Origin of the sequence: Acidovorax sp. 106 (genome assembly GCF_003663825.1) — a bacterium.
Taxonomy (GTDB): domain Bacteria; phylum Pseudomonadota; class Gammaproteobacteria; order Burkholderiales; family Burkholderiaceae_C; genus Acidovorax.
Window position 1 is genome coordinate 2899891 of the sequence record NZ_RCCC01000001.1, and the last position, 20091, is coordinate 2919981.

The following is a 20091-nucleotide window of genomic DNA, read 5'->3' on the forward strand; positions in this document are numbered from 1 at the left end:
GCGCCATGTGTTACGCCGCTGGAGGCTGCTCAAATGGCAGCGTCATGGCGGCCAGGTCGCGGCGGGTTTCCACCAGCACCAGCGGGCCTTCGTCCAGCACCACAACCGGTGGGCGTGCACGGGGAACGTGCACGGGCTTGGGTTCTGCCGCAATGGCGGCCTGCACGGCAGCGACCTTGTCGCTGTCCGAGTTCACCCACTGCAGCCCTGAGGCGGTGGCCACTTGGTGCAGCGAATCCATCGGCAGCGTGTAGGACTGCACGCGGGGCATGCCCGAGGGCTTAGCCTGGGCTGCTGCCACAGGTTGGGCCGCAGGGGCTGTTGCGACGGGAGCCGATGGTGCTGCCACCGGTGCAGGTACAGCCTGCTCGCGAGGGGCAACTTCTGCAACTGCCACACCTGTCGAGGCTGGGGCATCTGCTGTGGGGCTGCTGAAGTAGCTGCGGCGTGGCGCATCTTCTGCCACGGTCGGGGCAGCGTCTGCTGCTGGGACTGCGTTCAGTGGCTGGGCCTCTGCGGCGTTGTCACTGCCTTCACGGGGCGCACGTTCGCCACGCTCGCGGCGGTCACGGCCGTAGCGGTCGCGGGAGCGGCGCTCGCGCCGTTCCTCCGTCGCGGGTGCTGCCGCTGGGGTGGCAACCTCGTTGCCCGTCAGGTCCAGGTCGGGCAGCGACGCCATGGGCGACGTGTCCACAAAGTCCATGGCTGGCGCGCTGCGCTCCTGGCCTTCGGCATTGCGCGGGCTGCGTTCCCCGCGCTCGCGGCGGCCGCCCTCACCACGGTCACCGCGTTCACGGCGTGGGCCGCGTTCGCCGCGTGCTGGTGCTGTGCCGGCATCAGCGCCGTTGGCGTTGACGTTGGCCAGGGCTTCTGCGGGGGCCGCATTTTGCTCACCGCTCAGGGCGGCGTTGGTGCTGCGGCCTTCGGCGTCGCGGCGGCCACGGCCATCGCGACCATTGCGGCCCTCACGTGCCTCGGTGTTGCGGCCTTCGGCATTGCGGCTTTCGCCTTCTGGGCGGCGGTCGCCGTCGCGCGGGGCACGGCCTTCGGTGCCGCGGTCGTTGCGACGTCCACGGCCTTCGGTCACATTGCCAGCAGCATCGCGATTGGTGTCGCGGCCACCTTCGCGGCTGCCGTCACGGGCGCCGTCTCGGCCACCACGGCGGCCCCGGCCTTCGCTGCGGCCATCGCGGCGCGATTCACCACGTCCATTGCCTTCCGCGGGTGCAGTAGGCGCAGGTGTTGCCACTGGGGCTGGTGCAGGGGCTGCACCAAAGCCAAACAGGCTCTTGAGCCAGGCAAAGAAGCCCTTTTTTTGTGGCACAGCTGCGGCGGGGGCAGGTGCTGGCGCGGCTTGTGCAGCAGTGCCGTTGCGGGGGGCGTGGCCATTGCCATTGCGGGCAGGGCGCGCAACGCCTTCGGGGCGGGGCTCGGCCACCGGAGCGGGCGCATCAGGCAGCACGCCCTTGATCACTGGCGTCTGCTTGTTGGTCGGCTCTTGCGAGCGGCGCGTCACGGCGGTGGGGTCTTCCACGTCTTCGGCCAGCTTGTAGCTTGCGTCGATGTGGTCCAGGCGTGGGTCGTCGTGCTTGAGGCGTTCCAAGCGGTAGTTGGGGGTTTCCAGCGTCTTGTTGGGCACCATCAGCACGCTCACGCGTTGCTTGAGTTCGATCTTGGCGATCTCGGTGCGTTTTTCGTTGAGCAGGAACGAAGCCACTTCCACGGGCACTTGGCAGTGCACGGCAGCGGTGTTGTCCTTCATCGACTCTTCCTGAATGATCCGCAGGATCTGCAGGGCCGACGATTCCGTGTCACGGATGTGGCCTGCACCGCCGCAGCGGGGGCAGGGGATGGAGGAGCCTTCGCTCAAAGCGGGCTTCAGGCGCTGGCGGCTCATTTCCATCAGGCCGAACTTGCTGATCGTGCCGAACTGCACGCGGGCGCGGTCTTGGCGCAGGGCGTCGCGCAGGCGGTTTTCGACTTCGCGGCGGTTCTTCGACTCTTCCATGTCGATGAAGTCGATCACGATCAGGCCGCCCAGGTCGCGCAGGCGCATCTGGCGGGCCACTTCGTCGGCGGCTTCCAGGTTGGTGCGGGTGGCGGTTTCCTCGATGTCGCCGCCCTTGATGGCGCGGGCCGAGTTCACGTCCACCGACACCAGTGCTTCGGTGTGGTCGATCACGATGGCGCCGCCCGAGGGCAGTTGCACGGTGCGGGCGTAGGCCGACTCGATCTGGTGCTCGATCTGGAAGCGGCTGAACAGGGCGGCGTCGTCGCGGTAGCGCTTCACGCGGGCGGCATGCTCGGGCATGACGTGCGCCATGAACTGCTGTGCCTGTTCGTAGATGTCGTCGGTATCGATGAGGATGTCACCGATGTCGTTGTTGAAGTAGTCGCGGATCGCGCGGATCACCAGGCTCGATTCCTGATAGATCAGGAAGGCGCCCTTTCCACCCTTGGCGGCGCCGTCGATGGCGTTCCACAGCTTGAGCAGGTAGTTCAGGTCCCACTGCAGCTCGGGCGCGGTGCGGCCAATGCCAGCGGTGCGCGCGATGATGGACATGCCGTTGGGGTATTCCAGCTGGTCCATCGCCTCCTTGAGCTCGGCGCGGTCCTCGCCCTCGATGCGGCGCGATACGCCACCGCCACGGGGGTTGTTGGGCATCAGCACCACATAGCGGCCGGCCAGTGACACGAACGTGGTCAGGGCGGCGCCCTTGTTGCCGCGCTCTTCCTTTTCGACCTGGACCAGCAGTTCCTGGCCTTCCTTGATCACTTCATTGATGCGGGCCTGGCTGGGCGAGACACCGGGGGTGAAGTAGCTGCGCGAGATTTCCTTGAATGGCAGGAAGCCGTGGCGGTCTTCGCCGTAGTCCACAAAACAGGCTTCGAGCGAGGGCTCTACGCGCGTGACGACGGCTTTATAGATGTTGCCCTTGCGCTGTTCGCGCCCTTCGATTTCGATTTCGTAGTCGAGGAGCTTTTGTCCGTCGACGATGGCCAGGCGGCGTTCTTCGGGCTGCGTGGCGTTGATGAGCATCCGCTTCATGATGCGATTCCTTCTCGTTGTTTCGCGGACAGCAGCGGCACAGCTCAGTTGCTGTAGCGGGCTGCCACCCACAGTTCCAAACCAATGACAAGCTCTATAGGAGCCGTAAATGCCTGGACTGACGGATCGAAACGAAGGGAATTGCCGGGGATGACTCAGGCTGCCGAGGGTGAACTCAGCACGGGAGGCAAGGGCGCTTGGATGGGGGCGAGTGAGAATGGCGCAGATTTGCTACAAATTTAATAGCTTCTTGCGCTTGCTGGCGGGGCGCTGCGGGCAATTGGACGTGCAGGGCCAGGGGCAAGTGCCGCCGCCACAAAGTCATCATCCATGCCATCAACAACCACATGCTCGCTTCGATCCACCGGCAGACCTGTCCCTGGTAGGGTGCATCTGCCGGCTTGGGGGATTCCGTATCAGTGTTTCAATTTGTCAGCCCGCCGACTGCTGCACAGGCCATTGCGGGCATCTGGCCCGCAATCTGCGTGTGCGACACCCGCTGGCATCGACCTGCCTGCGCAAGTAGCATGGCTGAGTGGACTAAACTCCAGACAAATCAACCACTTACAAAACAACGCGCAGGTGAAACACATTATAGGGGGCAAACCACCGCTGGACCGGGCCCCGGCTTCCAACCCTCCTGCAGTCCGTCTGGTCGAAGTCGATGAGGATTCGGCGGGGCAGCGGCTTGATAACTTTTTGATACGCCACCTCAAAGGGGTACCGAAAACCCACGTCTATCGCATCATCCGCAGCGGCGAGGTGCGCATTAACAAAGGCCGCGTCAGTGCAGACACTCGGGTGGAGTCCGGCGATGTGGTGCGCCTGCCGCCGGTGCGGGTGTCGGACAAAGTGGCCGAGAAGGCCGAGAGGCCTGCGCCCGCGCGTGAATTCCCCATTCTTTTGGAAGATGAGCATGTGCTCGCTATCGACAAGCCCGCCGGTGTGGCGGTGCATGGCGGCAGCGGCGTGAGCTTTGGCGTCATTGAGCAACTGCGCCAGGCACGCCCCCAGGCCAAGTTGCTGGAGCTGGTGCACCGGCTGGACCGCGAAACCTCCGGCATCTTGCTGGTGGCGAAGAAAAGGTCTGCGCTCACTCACTTGCAAGACCAGTTCAGGGAACGGGAGACTGGCAAAACCTACCTGGCGTTGGTCACGGGTTCATGGACGGCCAGCAACAAGGTGATCGACTTGCCGTTGCACAAATACCTGCAGGCCGATGGTGAGCGCCGGGTGCGTGTCACCACGGTAGATGACCCGGAAGGGATGCGCTCTATCACTCTGGTCAAGGTGCGCCAAGCGGTGCCTGCGCGGCCCTTGCAAGGCTTGCCTGCGATGACGTTGCTGGAGGTCACCATCAAGACCGGTCGCACGCACCAGATCCGGGTCCACTTGGCCAGCCAGGGCCATCCCATTGTGGGCGACGACAAATACGGCGACTTTGACCTGAATAAGCGGTTGCACAGACTGGGGCTCAAGCGCATGTTTTTGCATGCGTGGCGGTTACAGTTCAGCCACCCTGCCAGCGCGGAGCGTGTGACATTGAACGCCCCGCTGCCCCCTGAACTGGCAGACTTCATTCCCTCTGTTTGATTGCCTCGCCATGCCGTCCCAAGTCCGTTCGCGCCGCTTTGACCTGATCGCTTTTGATTGGGATGGCACCCTGTACGACTCCACCGCCATCATCGTGCGCTCCATCCAGGAGGCTGTGCGCGATGTGGGCGGCACAGTGCCATCGGACAAGGAAGCGGCCTATGTGATCGGCATGGCCCTGATGCCCGCCTTGGCGCATGCCGCTCCGGATGTGCCTCCTGAAAAATACACCGAGCTGGGCAATCGCTACCGGTTTCACTACCTGCAGCACCAGGACGATTTGAGCTTGTTCGATGGCGTGTTGCCGATGTTGTCGGCCCTGCGCGAGCGCGGGCACCTGCTGGCTGTCGCCACCGGAAAAAGCCGCCGTGGCCTTGATGATGTTTTGCAGGCGGTAGATTTGCGCGGGGTGTTTGATGGCTCGCGCACTGCAGACCAGACAGCGGGCAAGCCCCATCCTTTGATGTTGCAGGAGCTGATGGCAGAGTTTGACGTGGCCCCTGAGCGCTTGCTCATGATTGGTGATACCACCCATGACCTGCAGATGGCCCAGAACGCAGGCTGCGCCAGCGTCGGTGTCAGCTATGGTGCCCACGAGCCCGATGCGTTCCATGTGCTGCAACCGTTGTATGTGGCGCATTCGGTGGCGCAGTTGCACGAGTGGCTGCAGCAGGAGGCTTGAGGCGTGCTGCGGTTTTGCTTTCATCTTCCGCCACTGCCCAGGAGTGCCGCCTTTGTCTGAGCAGGCTGTTTTGTTGTGTGGCAGCGCAGAGCTGTGCGATGGGGGCATGGCCGTGCCGTTTGATGTGCAGTATGCGGGCCAGGTTTGCCGCGCATTTGCCATTCGTTACCAGGGCGTTGTCCATGCCTATCTGAACCGCTGCACCCATGTGCCCATGGAAATGGACTACCAGCCCAACCGTTTGTTTGATGACACAGGTCAATGGTTGTTGTGTGCTACGCACGGTGCTGCATATTTGCCCAGCACTGGCCAGTGTGCTGGCGGGCCTTGTCGTGGCGGACTGGTGAAAATTGCCTTGTCCGAGGCTGGTGGCCAGGTGCACTGGCATACTGCTCACAACCTGCAACCGGTGGCGTTTTAGGGGTTGCTCCTACGTGCCTTGTTCTGTTGTATCCCCCTGTTTTGTCGCTTGTTTTCTCTGTCCGCAGCGCTGTGTCGGGCCTGTTTCTGGGTCCGGGGTGTCTGCGGGAGGCTTTGAATGACTGATCCACAAAATCCCTCCTCCAATCATCCTGGCAGTGCGCAGGATTCTTTGCCCGCTTCTGATCTGTGGGCGACCCAGGCTGCCGCAGCTGCGTCATCCTCAAGCCCCGGTGGCGCCCCCCGTGCCACGCCGGCTGCCGAGCCTGGCTGGGAACGTGCGGTGCTGGAAAAGCTCGCGTTGGCCGCATTGACAGAGCAACGTGCCGCCCGGCGCTGGAAGATTTTCTTTCGCTTTGCCTGGTTGCTTCTGGTGCTTGCCATTTTTGGTGGCGCGATGATGCAGGCCGCCCCGAGTGCCAACAAGAGCGCCCCCCATACGGCGGTGGTGGACATCAAGGGCGAAATCGCTTCAGGTGCCGAGGCCAGCGCCGAGTTCGTGGTGGCCGCCATGCGCAGCGCCTTCGAGGACGAGGGTTCCAAGGCTGTGGTGTTGCTGATCAACTCCCCGGGTGGCAGCCCGGTGCAGGCGGGCATCATCAATGACGAAATCCTTCGCCTCAAGGCCAAATACAACAAGCCTGTGTATGCGGTGGTTGAGGAGACCTGTGCTTCGGCGGCGTACTACATCGCTGCGGCAGCGGACGAAATTTTTGTGGACAAGGCCAGCATCGTGGGCAGCATTGGCGTGCTGATGGACGGTTTTGGTTTCACCGGCACGATGGAAAAATTGGGGGTGGAGCGCCGATTGCTCACGGCGGGTGAAAACAAGGGCTTTTTGGACCCTTTCAGCCCCCAGACCGAGCAACAGCGTGCTTATGCACAGGCCATGCTCAACCAGATCCACCAGCAGTTCATTGCGGTGGTGAAGTCGGGGCGCGGTGACCGGCTCAAGCCCACGCCCGAGACCTTCAGTGGCTTGTTCTGGACAGGGCAGCAGGCTGTGGAGATGGGCTTGGCGGACAAGCTGGGCAACCTCGACTATGTGGCCCGTGAAGTCGTCAAGGCGGAAGACATCATTGACTACACCCGCCGTGACAATGTGGCTGAGCGTTTGGTGAAGCGCTTTGGCGCGGCGATGGGGTACGGCGCTGCCAAGGCGGCTACGGCCATTGCGGCGCCGCAACTGCGATAGTTAGGTGCTTTAGGTGCCACCTCGCTGGTGACGCTGCCAGCAGTGACTCTTCCGATTCTTTCGTATCTGAACCCCCGGTTGCCTGTGCGGTAGCCGGGGGTTTTGCTTTTGAGTATCGGTTTGGTCGGCGTGGCAACTGGCCTGCGCTCATCTGCCGATCAAGAACACGGTGGGCGTGCGGTTGTCCACTGGCGCTGCTTTTTGGCGCCATTGCTTGACCGGCTGGCTGTGTATTTGGGATGTTTCCAGCGTCAGTCCTGCGGCCATGGCCAATCGGGTGTTGGTTTGCAGGGTCTGGGTCAGGGCTTGCCACAGGGCGGCATTGCGGTAGGGGGTTTCAATAAACACCTGCGTTTGCCCTGTTTTCAACGCGATGGATTCGAGTTCCTTCATGCGCTGCGCTCGCTCTGGCCCGCTTTGGGGTAAGTAGCCCACAAAAGCAAAGTTCTGTCCGTTCATGCCGCTGGCCGCCAGTGCCAACAGCAAGGAGACAGGGCCCACCAGTGGCATCACGGCAATGCCCAGATCGTGTGCGGCACGCACAATGGACGAGCCTGGGTCCGCCACGGCAGGCATCCCCGCTTCGCTGACCAGGCCGATGTCGTGTCCTTGCAGTGCGGCAGATAGGAGGGGGCGGGCGTCAAACACGGGGGCACCTTTGTCGCCATGGTCTCCCTTTTTGTGCACTTCGCGCGGTAATTCAGTAATTTGCTGGGCTTGCACTGGGGCTGAGAGGGTTTCCAGCGCATCAATGCGCTTGAGGTATGCCCGGGTACTTTTGGCGTTCTCGCAAATCCAGTGGTTTAGCCGGGCGGCTTGCAGGATGGTGGATTGCGGTAGCACCTCTTGCAGGGGGGCTTGTGCGTCGCAGCCAAAGTCGAGTGGCGCCGGGACCAGATAAAGCCGACCTGGCGCGGCGTTGGTTGATGGTGCGCTGGCGACGGGTGCTGGCGACTGGCTCATGGCAGCACCAACCCTGCAGCACGCAGCATGCGGCAGGTTCGAATCAGCGGCAGCCCGATCAAGGCGGTGGGATCGTCGCTCACGATGGCATCCAGCAGGCTGATGCCCAGGCCTTCGCTTTTGGCGCTGCCAGCGCAGTCGTAAGGCTTTTCTGCCTGTAGATAACGCTCGATTTCGTCTGCATCGAGGGTTCTGAATTTGACCTCTACTGCAGCCAGGTCTACCTGTTGAAACCCGCTGCTGGCGCACACCACGGCCACTGCGGTTTGGAATACCACCGTCTGGCCGCTCATGGCTTGCAGTTGCACGGTGGCTCTTTCATGGGTGCCGGGTTTGCCGAGGGGTTCTCCCGCCAGATCGGCCACTTGGTCCGATCCAATGACGATGGCTTGCGGGTGCAGCAGTGCCACGGCCTGCGCTTTGGCCAGTGCCAGCCGCATAGCCAGTGTGCGGGGGGCTTCGTTGGCTTGCGGGGTTTCGTCGACATGAGGGGCGGCCACGTCAAAGGCTATGTTCAGGCGCGAGAGCAGCTCGCGCCGGTAGGGCGAGGTGGAGCCCAATACCAGAGGGCGTGGCAGGGTGGGGGATTGATGCATGCGCTGATTCTCTTACACTGCCGCCATGACCAAGGAATTCTCTCCCGACCGGCTTGACATCAAGGCTTTCGCGCAGGCGGGAGGTCAGCTGTCAGGTCACGACTCTCTCCTGAAATATGAGCGCTTGGCGCAAGAGGCCAAAGGCTTGCACCCGGATTTGCTCGTCGATTGGAAAGTGGCTGGTGAAGTGCGTACCGAACTGGGGGGCACGGGCCAAGTCTGGTTGCATCTGTCGGTTCACGCCAGCTTTCCGATGGAATGCCAGCGGTGCATGACACCTGTGGATGTGCCTCTGGATGTGGAGCGTTCGTTCCGATTTGTGGCTGATGAGGCCACCGCCGAAGCCCTGGATGACGATTGCGATGAGGATTTGCTGGCACTGAGCCGGGAGTTTGACTTGCGTGAGCTGATTGAAGATGAGTTGCTGATGGCCTTGCCTGTGGTGCCAAAGCATGATGAGTGTCCAAGCTCGGTCCCTCTGGCATCGTCGGACGAGGACTTTGAGGCCGCGAACTCTGAAAAGCCCAACCCCTTTGCAGCGCTCGCCTCGCTGCGAAAAGACGAAAAAGGGACATGATTTATTGTTTGGGTTATAATCGAGGGCTTCTCGCGAATCCCCCTCGTGTCTTATTGGGCTGATCGCGTTTTTACCAACCCTATTCAAGACCAGGAGCCATCATGGCAGTTCAGCAAAACAAAAAGTCCCCTTCCAAGCGCGGTATGCACCGCTCGCACAATGCACTGAATGTGCCAGGCATTGCTGTGGAACCTACCACTGGTGAAACTCACCTGCGTCACCACATCAGCCCTAACGGTTTCTACCGTGGCCGCCAAGTGCTGAAGAACAAGTCTGAAGCCTAATTTCAGCACCCATCAAGGCCCGCAACTACTTTGTGTAGTGCGGGCCTTTGTTTTGATCGTCGTATTTTTCTTTCAGCCAAAGCCGTTGGCTGGACAAGTCGCCCATGATCACACTGGCTGTTGACTGCATGGGGGGCGACCATGGCCCCCGCGTCACGCTCGCGGCGTGTCGCCAGTTTCTAGATTCCCACCCCCAAGCCCGTTTGCTGCTGGTCGGCTTGCAGGATAGTCTCCAATCGTTCTCGCACGAGCGGGCCAGTGTTGTGCTGGCCTCTGAAGTGGTTGCCATGGATGATCCTGTGGAGGTGGCTTTGCGCAAGAAGAAAGATTCTTCCATGCGCGTGGCCATTCAACAGGTCAAAGATGGAGCTGCGGCTGCGGCTGTGTCCGCAGGCAACACGGGTGCCTTGATGGCGATCGCTCGCTACATCTTGAAAACTCTGGATGGCATTGACCGCCCTGCCATTGCGACCCAGCTGCCCAATGCACAAGGTGGTGCCACCACGGTGCTGGATTTGGGGGCCAATGTGGATTGCTCGGCCGAACATCTTTTGCAATTCGCTGTCATGGGGTCTGCGCTGGTGTCAGCCCTCCAAGACGGCGGGGAGCCCACTGTTGGCTTGCTCAATATTGGTGAGGAAATCATCAAAGGCAGCGAAGTCATCAAAAAAGCAGGTGAATTGCTGCGATCTGCGGCCAGTTTGGGTGATCTGAATTTCTACGGTAACGTGGAAGGCAATGACATCTTCAAGGGCACCGTTGACATCGTTGTGTGTGACGGCTTTGTGGGCAACGTTGCGTTGAAGGCCAGTGAAGGTGTAGCTTCCATGGTGGTGGGTGGGCTCAAAAATGAGTTTTCTCGCAATATTTTTACCAAAGCTGCAGCCATCGTTGCTTATCCTGTTTTAAAAGCTTTGATGAAGCGCATCGACTACCGTCGCTACAACGGTGCGGCCCTTTTGGGGTTGCGCGGACTGGTGTTCAAGAGCCATGGATCTGCGGACGTGCTGGCTTTCGAGCAGGCTTTGAACCGGGCGTATGATGCAGCCCGCAACAACCTGCTCGACCGTGTCCGGACCCGGATTGCGCATGCGGCGCCCCTCCTGGCCCCCGCTGATGTACAAGCCAAGGCCGGTGTTTCGGCGACGACACATTGATGAGACGTTATTCCCGCATCACCGGCACAGGTAGCTACCTGCCTCCACGCCGATTGACCAACGCTGATCTGGTGGCCGAATTGGGCCAGCGTGGTATTGAAACCTCTGATGAATGGATTGTGGAGCGCACGGGCATCCGGGCGCGGCACTTTGCTGCGCCGGACGTCACCAGCAGCGACCTGGGGTATGAGGCTGCACGCCAAGCTTTGGAGGCTGCGGGTGTGCAGCCCCAAGACATTGATCTGATCATCGTGGCGACCTCCACGCCAGACATGGTGTTCCCGTCCACGGCTTGCATCTTGCAGAACAAGCTGGGCGCCAATGGCTGCCCAGCGTTTGATGTACAAGCGGTTTGCAGTGGCTTCGTGTACGCGCTGTCGGTGGCTGATGCAATGATCCAGTCGGGCGCAGCCAGCCGTGCGCTGGTGGTAGGTGCCGAGGTTTTCAGCCGCATTCTCGACTTCAATGACCGCACCACTTGTGTCTTGTTTGGTGATGGTGCTGGGGCGGTGGTGCTAGAGGCTTCTGACACGGCTGGCATTCTGGCCAGCGACTTGCACGCCGATGGCAAGCATGTGGGCATTCTTTGCGTTCCTGGCAATGTGTCTGGCGGACACATATTGGGTGACCCTGTCTTGAAGATGGATGGTCAAGCCGTGTTCAAGTTGGCGGTGGGCGTGCTGGAGAAAGCCGCTCATGCGGTGCTGAATAAAGCCGGTCTGGCGGAAGCCGACATCGACTGGTTGATTCCCCATCAGGCCAACATCCGCATCATGCAGGGCACGGCCCGCAAGCTGAAGCTATCCATGGACAAAGTGGTGGTGACGGTGGATCAGCATGGCAATACCTCGGCCGCTTCTATTCCCTTGGCGCTCGACCATGCGGTGCGCAATGGCCAAGTGACCGCAGGGCAGACGGTGTTGCTTGAAGGGGTGGGTGGTGGATTTACCTGGGGTGCGGTGCTATTAAAAATGTAGCTATTGGCGCTTTATTGATGTGCGCTAGAGGCTATTTTTATCTGAATATTGCAGAGCTATGAAATCATTCGCATTTGTTTTTCCTGGGCAGGGCTCGCAGTCTGTGGGCATGCTGGATGCCTGGGGTGACCACCCGGCGGTGCAGCAAACGCTGCGCGAGGCCTCCGATGCCCTGGGTGAAGATGTGGGGCGTCTTATTCATGAAGGCCCTAAGGAAGCCTTGGCATTGACCACCAACACGCAGCCCGTGATGCTCGTGGCAGGTGTGGCCGCTTGGCGAGTGTGGTGCGCTGAGGGTGGGGCCAAACCATTGGCGCTGGCGGGTCATTCCTTGGGTGAGTATTCGGCTTTGGTGGCGGCTGGTGTGTTGACTTTGGCGCAAGCAGCGCCGCTGGTGCGGTTGCGTGCGGCTGCCATGCAAGAGGCTGTGCCTGTTGGGGTGGGGGCCATGGCGGCCATTTTGGGGTTGGAAGCCTCCAAGGTCATTGCAGGCTGCGCTGAAGCTGTCGTGGCGCTGGGTAGTGGCGAGGTGGTGGAGGCGGTCAATTTCAATGACCCTGCACAGACCGTGATTGCTGGCACCAAGGCGGGCGTGGACAAGGCCTGTGAGCTTCTCAAGGCAGCTGGTGCCAAGCGTGCCTTGCCATTGCCGGTGTCTGCCCCTTTCCACTCCAGCCTGATGAAGCCTGCTGCGCAGAAGCTGCGCCTGGCTTTGGATGGTTTGGCATTGGCTGAGCCGCAGATCCCAGTGGTCAACAACATTGATGTGGCCGTTTGCACTGATGCGGGACAGATCCGTGATGCCCTCTATCGCCAGGCCTTTGGTCCTGTTCGCTGGGTGGAATGTGTGCAGGCGTTGAAAGCGCGTGGCGTCACGCATGTGGTGGAAGCCGGTCCCGGCAAGGTGCTGGCTGGTTTAACCAAGCGGATCGATGCCGAGTTGACGGGCGTGCCCCTGTATGACCCAGCCACCCTGGCTGAAGCGATGGAGATTGTGAAATGACTGATTTGGTGAAAGCAGTGCAGGTGGCTTTGGTAACGGGTGCCTCTCGCGGCATTGGCGCTGCCATTGCTCTGGAGTTGGCCGTGCGTGGCTATCAAGTGGTGGGTACCGCAACGACCGATGAAGGCGCTGCCCGCATTGGCCAGGCGCTGGCGGCTTACCCTGGTTGCCGCGGTGCCAATTTGAACGTCAATGACGTAGCTGCTGTTGAGGCGCTCATGGATGGCATCGTCAAGCAACAAGGTGGCTTGCATGTACTGGTGAACAACGCGGGTATTACTCGCGACACGCTGGCCATGCGCATGAAGGACGAGGACTGGGATGCCGTGCTCGACACCAATTTGAAGGCGGTCTTTCGCGTGAGCCGGGCGGCCATTCGTCCGATGATGAAGCAGCGTTTTGGCCGCATCATCAGCATCACCAGTGTGGTTGGCGCTTCGGGCAATCCAGGGCAGGCCAACTATGCTGCCGCCAAGGCCGGTGTGGCTGGCATGACGCGTGCATTGGCCCGTGAACTGGGCAGCCGCAACATCACCGTCAACTGCGTGGCACCCGGTTTCATCGAGACCGACATGACCTCCGTGTTGTCCGAAGAGCAGCAAAAAGCCCTCAATGCCCAGATCCCGTTGGGTCACATGGGCAAGCCGCAAGACATCGCGCACGCAGTGGCCTACTTGGCATCGAGTGAAGCTGGCTATGTGACGGGGCAGGAGTTGCACGTCAATGGCGGCATGTACATGTAATTGAGACAAGTTAACGCCGCTTTATCCCGACGGCGGGCTGATGAGGAGGGAATCTCCTTACCAGCTAGAATCGCGGATTCATTCACAACCCCCAGAGGGAAACCATGAGCGATATCGAAGCACGCGTCAAAAAAATCATTGCCGAACAACTCGGAGTGGAAGAGTCCCAAGTCACCAACGAAAAGTCTTTCGTGGCTGACCTCGGCGCAGACTCCCTCGACACCGTGGAACTCGTGATGGCACTGGAAGACGAGTTCGGCATCGAGATCCCCGACGAAGACGCGGAAAAGATCACCACGGTGCAAAACGCCATCGACTACGCCAACAATCACCAGAAGGCCTGAGCGGCGCCCTGCGCCTGACTCAAGCGATCAGTAGAAGGTTTTCACGCATGAGCCGTCGTCGCGTTGTCGTGACCGGCCTGGGTTGCGTCAGCCCCGTGGGTAACACGGTGGCCGATGCCTGGGCCAACATCCTTGCCGGCAAGTCCGGCATTGACCTCATTACCAAGTTCGATGCGTCGAATTTTTCCTGCCAGATTGCAGGTGAGGTCAAGGGATTGGACCTGGAGTCCTACATCAGCGCCAAAGATGCGCGTGCGATGGACTCCTTCATTCATTTTGGTATCGCAGCAGCAGCGCAGGCTGTGCAGGATGCGGGTTTGCCTACGGGCGAGGCACTCGACGAAGAGTTTGCCACCCGCATTGCCTGCGTGATTGGTTCTGGCATCGGCGGTTTGCCGCTGATAGAAAACACCCACGCCGAGTACGCCAGCCGGGGGCCTCGCCGTATCACACCATTCTTTGTGCCTGCCTCCATCATCAATATGGTGGCTGGGCATGTGTCGATGCGTTTTGGTTTCAAGGGCCCCAACCTGGCTGTGGTGACCGCATGCACGACGGGCTTGCACTGCATTGGAGAAGCCGGTCGCATGATCGAATACGGCGATGCGGATGTGGTGGTGGCCGGTGGCACAGAGTCCACGGTGTCTCCGCTGGGTATTGGCGGCTTTGCTGCCATGCGCGCCTTGTCCACACGCAACGATGATCCCAAGACGGCCTCGCGCCCCTGGGACAAAGACCGCGATGGTTTTGTGTTGGGCGAAGGCGCTGGTGTGATGGTGCTGGAAGAGTACGAACACGCCAAGGCACGTGGAGCAAAAATCTACGCGGAATTGACAGGCTTTGGCATGAGTGCTGATGCGGGGCACATGACTGCACCCAGCATGGATGGGCCACGCCGCGCCATGCTCAATGCACTGCGTAACGCGGGCATCAATGCCGACCAGGTGGATTACCTCAACGCCCACGGGACCTCAACCCCGCTGGGTGATCTGAACGAAACGAATGCCATCAAGGCTGCTTTGGGTGGCCATGCGCGTCACACGGTGGTCAGCTCGACCAAGTCGATGACCGGGCACCTGCTCGGCGGCGCTGGTGGTATCGAAAGTGTTTTCACGGTGCTTGCGCTGTACCATCAAAAGGCGCCACCGACGATCAACATCTTTAACCAGGATCCTGAGTGTGATTTGGACTACTGTGCCAATACGGCGCGTGACATGAAGATCGACATTGCTCTCAAGAACAATTTTGGGTTTGGGGGCACCAACGGCTCGCTGGTTTTCAAGCGGGTTTGATGCGCGGATACAAGCTACGTTGCGCTGAGCGCTTGGTGGCTTTAGGGTGGATATTCCATGTTTTTGATGTGGGGTGTCTGCCCTTTTGTCTTTTGGGGGTGCCGTTGCGAAGGCTTCAGCGGCCTGTGCAGGGGTGGTCGAGTCTGGGTTCGTTAGGCTTGCCCCGGGGTCGCTGCTGCATTGGCCTGCTGCGACTGCCTTTTTTACGCCCCAACACCCAGCATCCGGGGATGCCATGATGGCCTCTGTCAAATATACGGCGCCAGCTGTGCGCTACCCTTTTGCAAGGAGTGCCGTATTGGGCTGGCTTTGTGTGTGGCTCGCTGTGGTTTCCGGTGCTGGAGTTGCTTGGTATGCAGCGAGTGTGTGGACTGCCGCAGGTCGAGGTGCCTTTGCCCTGGTGGCGATTTTGGGCTGGGTGATCGCGGCTTTGGGTGCTTTGGGGTACTGGCGGCGGTCTCCGCATGGCTTGTTGGCCTGGAACGGGCAAGTTTGGGCCTTACAAGCTGCCGATTCGGCGCAGGCAGGGATGTCTGAGGAGGGCGCGGCCTTGCGGCAGGCGCCTGCCGTTATTCTGGATTTGCAGCACACGCTGTGGATCTTGGTGCGCAGGGATGGCCATGCTCCGCTTTGGTTGTGGCTTGAGCGCTCGCAGCGCCCTGACCGCTGGGGTGATTTGCGCCGTGCGGTATATTCGCCCGCCATGCAGGCAGCCCCCACTGCTGTCCAATCTACCGAGGCGCCAAGCCGAGAGCCCTAAGGCGTGATTTCTGAGTGCCCATGAATGTAACCCCGCCTTCCCTTCCTGCAGACAGCGATCTCCAACTGGTGGAGCGCACGGTTGCAGGTGACCAGCGAGCCTACGAGCTGCTGGTCATCAAATACCAAAGGCGCATCGAGCGCCTGATCGGCCGGATGGTGCGCGACACAGATCTGGTGCAGGACATTGCACAGGAGACCTTCATCCGGGCTTATCGGGCGCTGCACCAGTTTCGGGGGGATGCCCAGTTTTATACCTGGCTCTACCGCATTGCTGTGAACACCGCCAAAAAGGCGTTGATGGACATGAAACGCAATCCGGTCATTTCCGAGAACGCCCTCAGAGGTGGAGACGATGAGGATGAAACTTCCCGCGTTGACAATGAACTAACCACCGAAGAAACGCCAGAAACCGTTTTGGCTGCACAGGAAATTGCTCGGGTGGTGAATGCCGCTATGGAGGCTTTGCCTGAGGATTTACGGCAGGCTGTGACGCTGCGCGAGATTGAGGGGCTGAGCTACGAAGAAATTTCGCTGGCAATGAATTGCCCTATTGGTACGGTTCGGTCCCGGATTTTTCGGGCCCGTGAGGCGATTTCTGCGAAAGTGCGCCCGCTGTTGGACAAACAGTCTGGCAAGCGGTGGTGACTGGGACATGGCTGCGCCTCTTTCCTTCTTTCCGTGAGATGACGCAGTGAGTTGGCTTTGGTCGGGTGCGGAAGAAGGCGATACCGAAGTGTGCAGATCTGTATGTGTGGGGGCTGGTTAGACAGGTGACATCATGGACAAAGATTTGAATCAGTGCGAGCAGTTGTCGGCGTTAATGGATGGTGAGCTCGAAGGCGAGGCCTTGGCTGAGGCCTTGCGCTTGGCCCACGGTGAAGAGAGCCAAGCCACGTGGGAGCTCTACCATCTGGTGGGCGATGTGTTGCGCTCGCCTGAATTGGCTGCGCACGCATCAAGCCCCTTGCTGGGGCGCTTGCGGGAGCAGCTGGCCCAAGAGCCTGCAGCAGCACGTGTGCCTTTGGTATTGCAATCTGAATCACCGGTGGTGTCTGTCCATGTGCCGCAGCCAGCGGCCAATGCGTCGGTGTTTCGCTGGAAGATGGTGGCCGGTATTGCGTCGATGGCTGCAGTCGCCGCCATCGGTTGGAATTCTGTCGAAGCCTTGAGGGGCGGCGGCGCGCAGTTGGCTTCTGCTCCGGTTGCACCACCTGCTTCGGTGGTGGCCGTTTCGGACGGGGCTGGGCAGCCCGTCATGTTGCGCGACCCACGCTTGGACGAACTGTTGCAGGCCCATAAACAATTCGGTAGCACTTCGGCTCTTCAGATGCCTGCGGGTTTTTTGCGCAATGCCACTTTTGAAGAGCCTTCTCGGTAACTCGCCTTGGCTGGTGCGGGGCAGGCCTCTCTTCTGTGTTCAGCAAGCATCCATGAATCGAATGGCTGGCCTTTGGGGGTGTGCCGCAGTTCTTGCACTTACCTTAGGGTGGGGTGCGCCCATGGCAGTGGCTGCGGAGCCTCCTGCATCTGTTTCGCCCTTGTCTTCGGTGCAAGCCGTATCGGCGGACTTTGATGTCACGCAATGGATGGCTCACATGCGTGGGGCTGCGTGTCGGCGCTCGTATGTGGGTACTTTTGTTGTGATCTCGGCCACAGGGGCTATGTCCAGCTCCCGCATTGCCCACGCTTGTGATGGGAGCTTGCAAGTGGAGCGTGTGGAAACCTTGTCGGGTGTGCCGCGCACCGTATTTCGGCGCAACGGTGAGGTCAGGACCTTCTTTGCATCGTCGCGCACCGTGCGCACGGATCGCAGTGACACCCCAGCCTTGTTTCCACAGCCCTCCGTGGTGGCGGGCACCAAGCTCTCGCAGTTCTATGCTGTGCAGCGTTTAGGGCTGGAGCGTGTGGCTGGACGGAGTGCCGATGTGCTGTGGCTCAAGCCTCAAGACGATCTGCGGCTGGGCTATCGAATTTGGGCGGACCAGGAAACGGGGTTGGTCGTGAAGCTGCAAACCTTGTCGCCTGACGCCAAGGTGATGGAGCAGGCTGCGTTCTCGGAAATTGACTGGAATGCCAGTGTGAAAGCGGAAGACCTGTCACGCGCGATGGACGCTGTGGATGGATTTCAGCGTGTGTCACCTGAGGTGCGGAAGACCTCTGCCCAGGAAGAGGGGTGGGTATTGCGCCAGCCGGTTGAGGGCTTTGTTCCTGTCCAATGCTATCGGCGCACACTGTCTGTAGAGGCAGGTGCACGCAGTGTCTTGCAGTGCCTGTACTCTGACGGCTTGGCGTCTGTATCGCTGTTCATGGAGCCCATGGACGCTACGCGCCATGGTGGTGTGGCGGTGCAGGAGGTCAGCATGGGGGCAACCCAGATGCTGGCGCGCAGAGCAGGTGAAGACGCCTGGCTGACCATCGTGGGAGAAGTCCCGCGCAAGACGCTGCACCTTTTTTCCAAGCATTGGGAGCGGTTGCGCTGATCCGTTTCGGTGAACGTGTCTGCCGGTGCGTTCACTCGTCTGCCGAGTGTGCTGCCTGTATTGGCCTTCTGTTTTAAAAATCGGTTCCCACATCAGCCCGTGTTTGGGAACCTATTTGCTTGGGTGCTCTTCAGAGATGCATTCGTGATTGGTAATTGTTACCTCGATTTGAAAGGCCCATGATGTCTACTCTGGATTGGAAGTTGCTGCGTTCTGTTGCCTTGGCTGGTGTGTTCACTGGCCTGTCTGGGCTCACCGCGTTGGTGCCTGTCTCCGCTGCTGCGCAATCAGCGGTGGTGCGTGGTCTGCCAGACTTTACGGAGCTTGTAGAGCTGGCAGGTCCCTCTGTGGTCAATATCCGCACCACCGAGAAAGCATCAGCCCGCTCTGGAGCTGGTGCGATGGATGAAGAGATGGCGGAATTTTTCAAGCGCTTCGGTGTGCCTATTCCCAACGCGCCGCGCCAGCAGCGCCCCCAGCAGGATGAGCAGCCACGCGGTGTGGGGTCGGGGTTCATTCTCACTGCCGACGGCGTTGTGATGACCAATGCGCATGTGGTCGAAGGGGCCGATGAAGTGATCGTGACCCTCGCAGACAAACGGGAATTCAAGGCGCGGATCGTGGGCGCAGACAAGCGCACGGATGTGGCTGTGGTCAAAATTGAGGCCAGTGGTTTGCCTGCGGTGAAGGTGGGTGATGTCAGCCGCCTGAAGGTTGGCGAGTGGGTGATGGCGATTGGTTCTCCGTTTGGCCTGGAGAACACGGTCACGGCAGGCATCGTGAGTGCCAAGCAGCGTGACACGGGTGACTACCTGCCATTCATTCAGACCGATGTGGCGATCAATCCTGGCAATTCCGGTGGGCCACTGATCAACATGCGCGGAGAGGTGGTGGGCATCAACAGCCAGATTTACTCCCGCTCTGGGGGATTTATGGGGATTTCATTTGCGATTCCCATGGACGAGGCGATGCGTGTGAGCGAGCAGCTGCGTGCCTCCGGTCGCGTGACACGTGGGCGTATTGGCGTGCAGATTGGCCCCGTGACCAAGGACGTGGCGGAGTCTCTGGGCCTGGGCAAGGCGCAAGGTGCGTTGGTGACGGGGGTGGAGTCGGGCTCGCCAGCGGAAAAAGCCGGTGTCGAGGCGGGGGACATCATCATTCGCTTTGAGGGTAAGGCGATTGAAAAAGTGGCTGATCTGCCCCGCTTGGTGGGGAACACCAAACCTGGCAGTAAGAGCAGCTTGACTGTGTTTCGGCGTGGGCAAAGCCGTGACCTTGCTGTCACCATTGCCGAGATTGAGCCGGACAAAGTGGCTGTGAAAACGACGGACCGTGAGGAGCGTGCCAAGGCTTCTGCGGCAGGGCAGCAAGTGGGGTTGACGGTGACGGAGTTGCCGGATGCTCAAAAGAAGGAGCTCAAACTCAAAGGCGGTGTTTTGGTCTCGGCCGCAGTCGATGGCGCTGCCAGGGCTGGCTTGCGTGAGGGGGACATCATCCTGGCGATCGCCAATACCGAGGTGTCTGGCGTGAAGGACTTTGATGCCATCCTTGGCAAGGTAGACAAGAGCAAGACCTTGAGTGTGTTGTATCGCCGTGGGGAGTGGGCGCAATACGCGCTGATTCGTCCTGTGCCAGCCCGTTGACTTGGATGACTGGCCGTGCGCCTGCGGGGATGTGCAGCGGCAAGTCAAGCCCTTGCACGTTCTCAAAATGGTTTGAAAGTTAGTTGTCGCCAACTTAAAATTTTTGCAATTACCGATTTCGATAGAATAGAGCCGGCTCTCAGCGCTTGAATGCATATCGGCGAGGTCTTCCTCCACGATACGGTATGTATAAAAGCCATTCACAGCTGTTCCACAGCTCGCCCACATGTTGTGCACCAATTAAGTGGCGATGCTGTGGATAAATTGTGTGTAAGTTTTTTGTTGCAACGTGGCAACGACCCCCGCATGCGGTGGAGCGGGCTGTTTGGCA

General features: G+C 60.2%; 19 protein-coding genes. 16 read left to right on the top strand and 3 right to left on the bottom strand.

The window, feature by feature from the left end; translation table 11 throughout:
* Window positions 1-10: 10 nt before the first annotated feature.
* Window positions 11-3049, bottom strand: a complete 3039-nt coding sequence (locus C8C98_RS12865) for an Rne/Rng family ribonuclease (RefSeq protein ID WP_121454606.1) — start codon at window positions 3047-3049, stop codon at window positions 11-13.
* Window positions 3050-3631: 582 nt separating this feature from the next.
* Between C8C98_RS12865 and C8C98_RS12870 the strand changes: the two genes are divergently transcribed.
* The 4 genes from C8C98_RS12870 (at window position 3632) to C8C98_RS12885 (ending at window position 6939) form a co-directional block, all read left to right on the top strand.
* Window positions 3632-4642 (top strand): RluA family pseudouridine synthase, encoded by a 1011-nt coding sequence (locus C8C98_RS12870; RefSeq protein ID WP_121454607.1) that lies wholly within the window; start codon window positions 3632-3634, stop codon window positions 4640-4642.
* Window positions 4643-4652: 10 nt separating this feature from the next.
* On the top strand, window positions 4653-5324 hold the full coding sequence (locus C8C98_RS12875; protein WP_121454608.1) for an HAD family hydrolase: 672 nt from the start codon (window positions 4653-4655) through the stop codon (window positions 5322-5324).
* A gap of 52 nt (window positions 5325-5376) precedes the next feature.
* Entirely contained in the window at window positions 5377-5745 is a 369-nt protein-coding gene (locus C8C98_RS12880) for a Rieske (2Fe-2S) protein (RefSeq protein ID WP_369827673.1), read from the top strand.
* Between the two features lie 117 nt (window positions 5746-5862).
* Window positions 5863-6939 carry a S49 family peptidase gene (locus tag C8C98_RS12885; protein ID WP_121454610.1) on the top strand — a complete coding sequence of 359 codons (1077 nt, stop codon included), beginning with the start codon at window positions 5863-5865 and terminating at the stop codon, window positions 6937-6939.
* A 147-nt stretch (window positions 6940-7086) separates the two neighbouring features.
* Here C8C98_RS12885 and C8C98_RS12890 read toward each other — a convergent pair whose 3' ends face one another.
* Both C8C98_RS12890 and C8C98_RS12895 read right to left on the bottom strand, forming a co-directional pair.
* On the bottom strand, window positions 7087-7902 hold the full coding sequence (locus tag C8C98_RS12890; RefSeq protein ID WP_121454611.1) for an SAM-dependent methyltransferase: 816 nt from the start codon (window positions 7900-7902) through the stop codon (window positions 7087-7089).
* The gene (locus tag C8C98_RS12895; RefSeq protein ID WP_121454612.1) at window positions 7899-8498 is read right to left on the bottom strand and encodes a nucleoside triphosphate pyrophosphatase; all 600 of its coding nucleotides are present in this window, start codon (window positions 8496-8498) and stop codon (window positions 7899-7901) included. The genes C8C98_RS12890 and C8C98_RS12895 overlap by 4 nt, the downstream gene beginning before the upstream one ends.
* Window positions 8499-8523: 25 nt before the next feature.
* On the opposite strand from C8C98_RS12895, the gene C8C98_RS12900 reads away from it, so the two are divergent.
* From C8C98_RS12900 to C8C98_RS12960, 12 genes are all read left to right on the top strand, one after another.
* Entirely contained in the window at window positions 8524-9075 is a 552-nt protein-coding gene (locus C8C98_RS12900; protein WP_121454613.1) for a DUF177 domain-containing protein, read from the top strand.
* A gap of 101 nt (window positions 9076-9176) precedes the next feature.
* Window positions 9177-9359 carry a 50S ribosomal protein L32 gene (gene rpmF / locus C8C98_RS12905; RefSeq protein WP_005794249.1) on the top strand — a complete coding sequence of 61 codons (183 nt, stop codon included), beginning with the start codon at window positions 9177-9179 and terminating at the stop codon, window positions 9357-9359.
* Between the two features lie 104 nt (window positions 9360-9463).
* Window positions 9464-10516: a phosphate acyltransferase PlsX gene (plsX, locus tag C8C98_RS12910; RefSeq protein WP_121454614.1), complete on the top strand. Its 1053-nt coding sequence runs from the start codon at window positions 9464-9466 to the stop codon at window positions 10514-10516.
* Window positions 10516-11493: a beta-ketoacyl-ACP synthase III gene (locus C8C98_RS12915; protein ID WP_121454615.1), complete on the top strand. Its 978-nt coding sequence runs from the start codon at window positions 10516-10518 to the stop codon at window positions 11491-11493. Before plsX ends, C8C98_RS12915 begins: the two co-directional genes overlap by 1 nt.
* A 58-nt stretch (window positions 11494-11551) precedes the next feature.
* Window positions 11552-12496, top strand: coding sequence for an ACP S-malonyltransferase (gene fabD / locus C8C98_RS12920; RefSeq protein ID WP_121454616.1), 945 nt, complete (start codon window positions 11552-11554; stop codon window positions 12494-12496).
* Complete coding sequence (gene fabG / locus C8C98_RS12925) at window positions 12493-13239, top strand: 3-oxoacyl-ACP reductase FabG (RefSeq protein ID WP_121454617.1); 747 nt, start codon at window positions 12493-12495, stop codon at window positions 13237-13239. The genes fabD and fabG overlap by 4 nt, the downstream gene beginning before the upstream one ends.
* Window positions 13240-13343: 104 nt before the next feature.
* Complete coding sequence (acpP, locus tag C8C98_RS12930; RefSeq protein ID WP_044397886.1) at window positions 13344-13583, top strand: acyl carrier protein; 240 nt, start codon at window positions 13344-13346, stop codon at window positions 13581-13583.
* 47 nt (window positions 13584-13630) lie between these two features.
* Window positions 13631-14875 carry a beta-ketoacyl-ACP synthase II gene (gene fabF, locus C8C98_RS12935; RefSeq protein ID WP_121454618.1) on the top strand — a complete coding sequence of 415 codons (1245 nt, stop codon included), beginning with the start codon at window positions 13631-13633 and terminating at the stop codon, window positions 14873-14875.
* A 780-nt stretch (window positions 14876-15655) separates the two neighbouring features.
* Window positions 15656-16282: an RNA polymerase sigma factor RpoE gene (rpoE, locus tag C8C98_RS12945; RefSeq protein ID WP_099658155.1), complete on the top strand. Its 627-nt coding sequence runs from the start codon at window positions 15656-15658 to the stop codon at window positions 16280-16282.
* 133 nt (window positions 16283-16415) lie between these two features.
* Window positions 16416-17015: a sigma-E factor negative regulatory protein gene (locus C8C98_RS12950; RefSeq protein WP_121454619.1), complete on the top strand. Its 600-nt coding sequence runs from the start codon at window positions 16416-16418 to the stop codon at window positions 17013-17015.
* 208 nt (window positions 17016-17223) lie between these two features.
* Window positions 17224-18117, top strand: coding sequence for a MucB/RseB C-terminal domain-containing protein (locus C8C98_RS12955; protein WP_255423196.1), 894 nt, complete (start codon window positions 17224-17226; stop codon window positions 18115-18117).
* Between the two features lie 179 nt (window positions 18118-18296).
* A complete protein-coding gene (locus C8C98_RS12960; RefSeq protein WP_370450394.1) occupies window positions 18297-19760 on the top strand; it encodes a DegQ family serine endoprotease in 1464 nt (487 codons plus the stop codon).
* The last annotated feature ends 331 nt before the right edge of the window (window positions 19761-20091 follow it).

Excerpts from the sequence above, each read along its gene's own strand:
- C8C98_RS12865 (WP_121454606.1), bottom strand. The coding sequence starts at position 3,049 with ATGAAGCGGATGCTCATCAACGCCACGCAGCCCGAAGAACGCCGCCTG.
- C8C98_RS12875 (WP_121454608.1), top strand. The coding sequence starts at position 4,653 with ATGCCGTCCCAAGTCCGTTCGCGCCGCTTTGACCTGATCGCTTTTGAT.
- C8C98_RS12885 (WP_121454610.1), top strand. The coding sequence starts at position 5,863 with ATGACTGATCCACAAAATCCCTCCTCCAATCATCCTGGCAGTGCGCAG.
- C8C98_RS12890 (WP_121454611.1), bottom strand. The coding sequence starts at position 7,902 with ATGAGCCAGTCGCCAGCACCCGTCGCCAGCGCACCATCAACCAACGCC.
- C8C98_RS12895 (WP_121454612.1), bottom strand. The coding sequence starts at position 8,498 with ATGCATCAATCCCCCACCCTGCCACGCCCTCTGGTATTGGGCTCCACC.
- C8C98_RS12900 (WP_121454613.1), top strand. The coding sequence starts at position 8,524 with ATGACCAAGGAATTCTCTCCCGACCGGCTTGACATCAAGGCTTTCGCG.
- rpmF (WP_005794249.1), top strand. The coding sequence starts at position 9,177 with ATGGCAGTTCAGCAAAACAAAAAGTCCCCTTCCAAGCGCGGTATGCAC.
- plsX (WP_121454614.1), top strand. The coding sequence starts at position 9,464 with ATGATCACACTGGCTGTTGACTGCATGGGGGGCGACCATGGCCCCCGC.
- C8C98_RS12915 (WP_121454615.1), top strand. The coding sequence starts at position 10,516 with ATGAGACGTTATTCCCGCATCACCGGCACAGGTAGCTACCTGCCTCCA.
- fabD (WP_121454616.1), top strand. The coding sequence starts at position 11,552 with ATGAAATCATTCGCATTTGTTTTTCCTGGGCAGGGCTCGCAGTCTGTG.
- fabG (WP_121454617.1), top strand. The coding sequence starts at position 12,493 with ATGACTGATTTGGTGAAAGCAGTGCAGGTGGCTTTGGTAACGGGTGCC.
- acpP (WP_044397886.1), top strand. The coding sequence starts at position 13,344 with ATGAGCGATATCGAAGCACGCGTCAAAAAAATCATTGCCGAACAACTC.
- fabF (WP_121454618.1), top strand. The coding sequence starts at position 13,631 with ATGAGCCGTCGTCGCGTTGTCGTGACCGGCCTGGGTTGCGTCAGCCCC.
- rpoE (WP_099658155.1), top strand. The coding sequence starts at position 15,656 with ATGAATGTAACCCCGCCTTCCCTTCCTGCAGACAGCGATCTCCAACTG.
- C8C98_RS12950 (WP_121454619.1), top strand. The coding sequence starts at position 16,416 with ATGGACAAAGATTTGAATCAGTGCGAGCAGTTGTCGGCGTTAATGGAT.
- C8C98_RS12955 (WP_255423196.1), top strand. The coding sequence starts at position 17,224 with ATGGCTCACATGCGTGGGGCTGCGTGTCGGCGCTCGTATGTGGGTACT.
- C8C98_RS12960 (WP_370450394.1), top strand. The coding sequence starts at position 18,297 with ATGATGTCTACTCTGGATTGGAAGTTGCTGCGTTCTGTTGCCTTGGCT.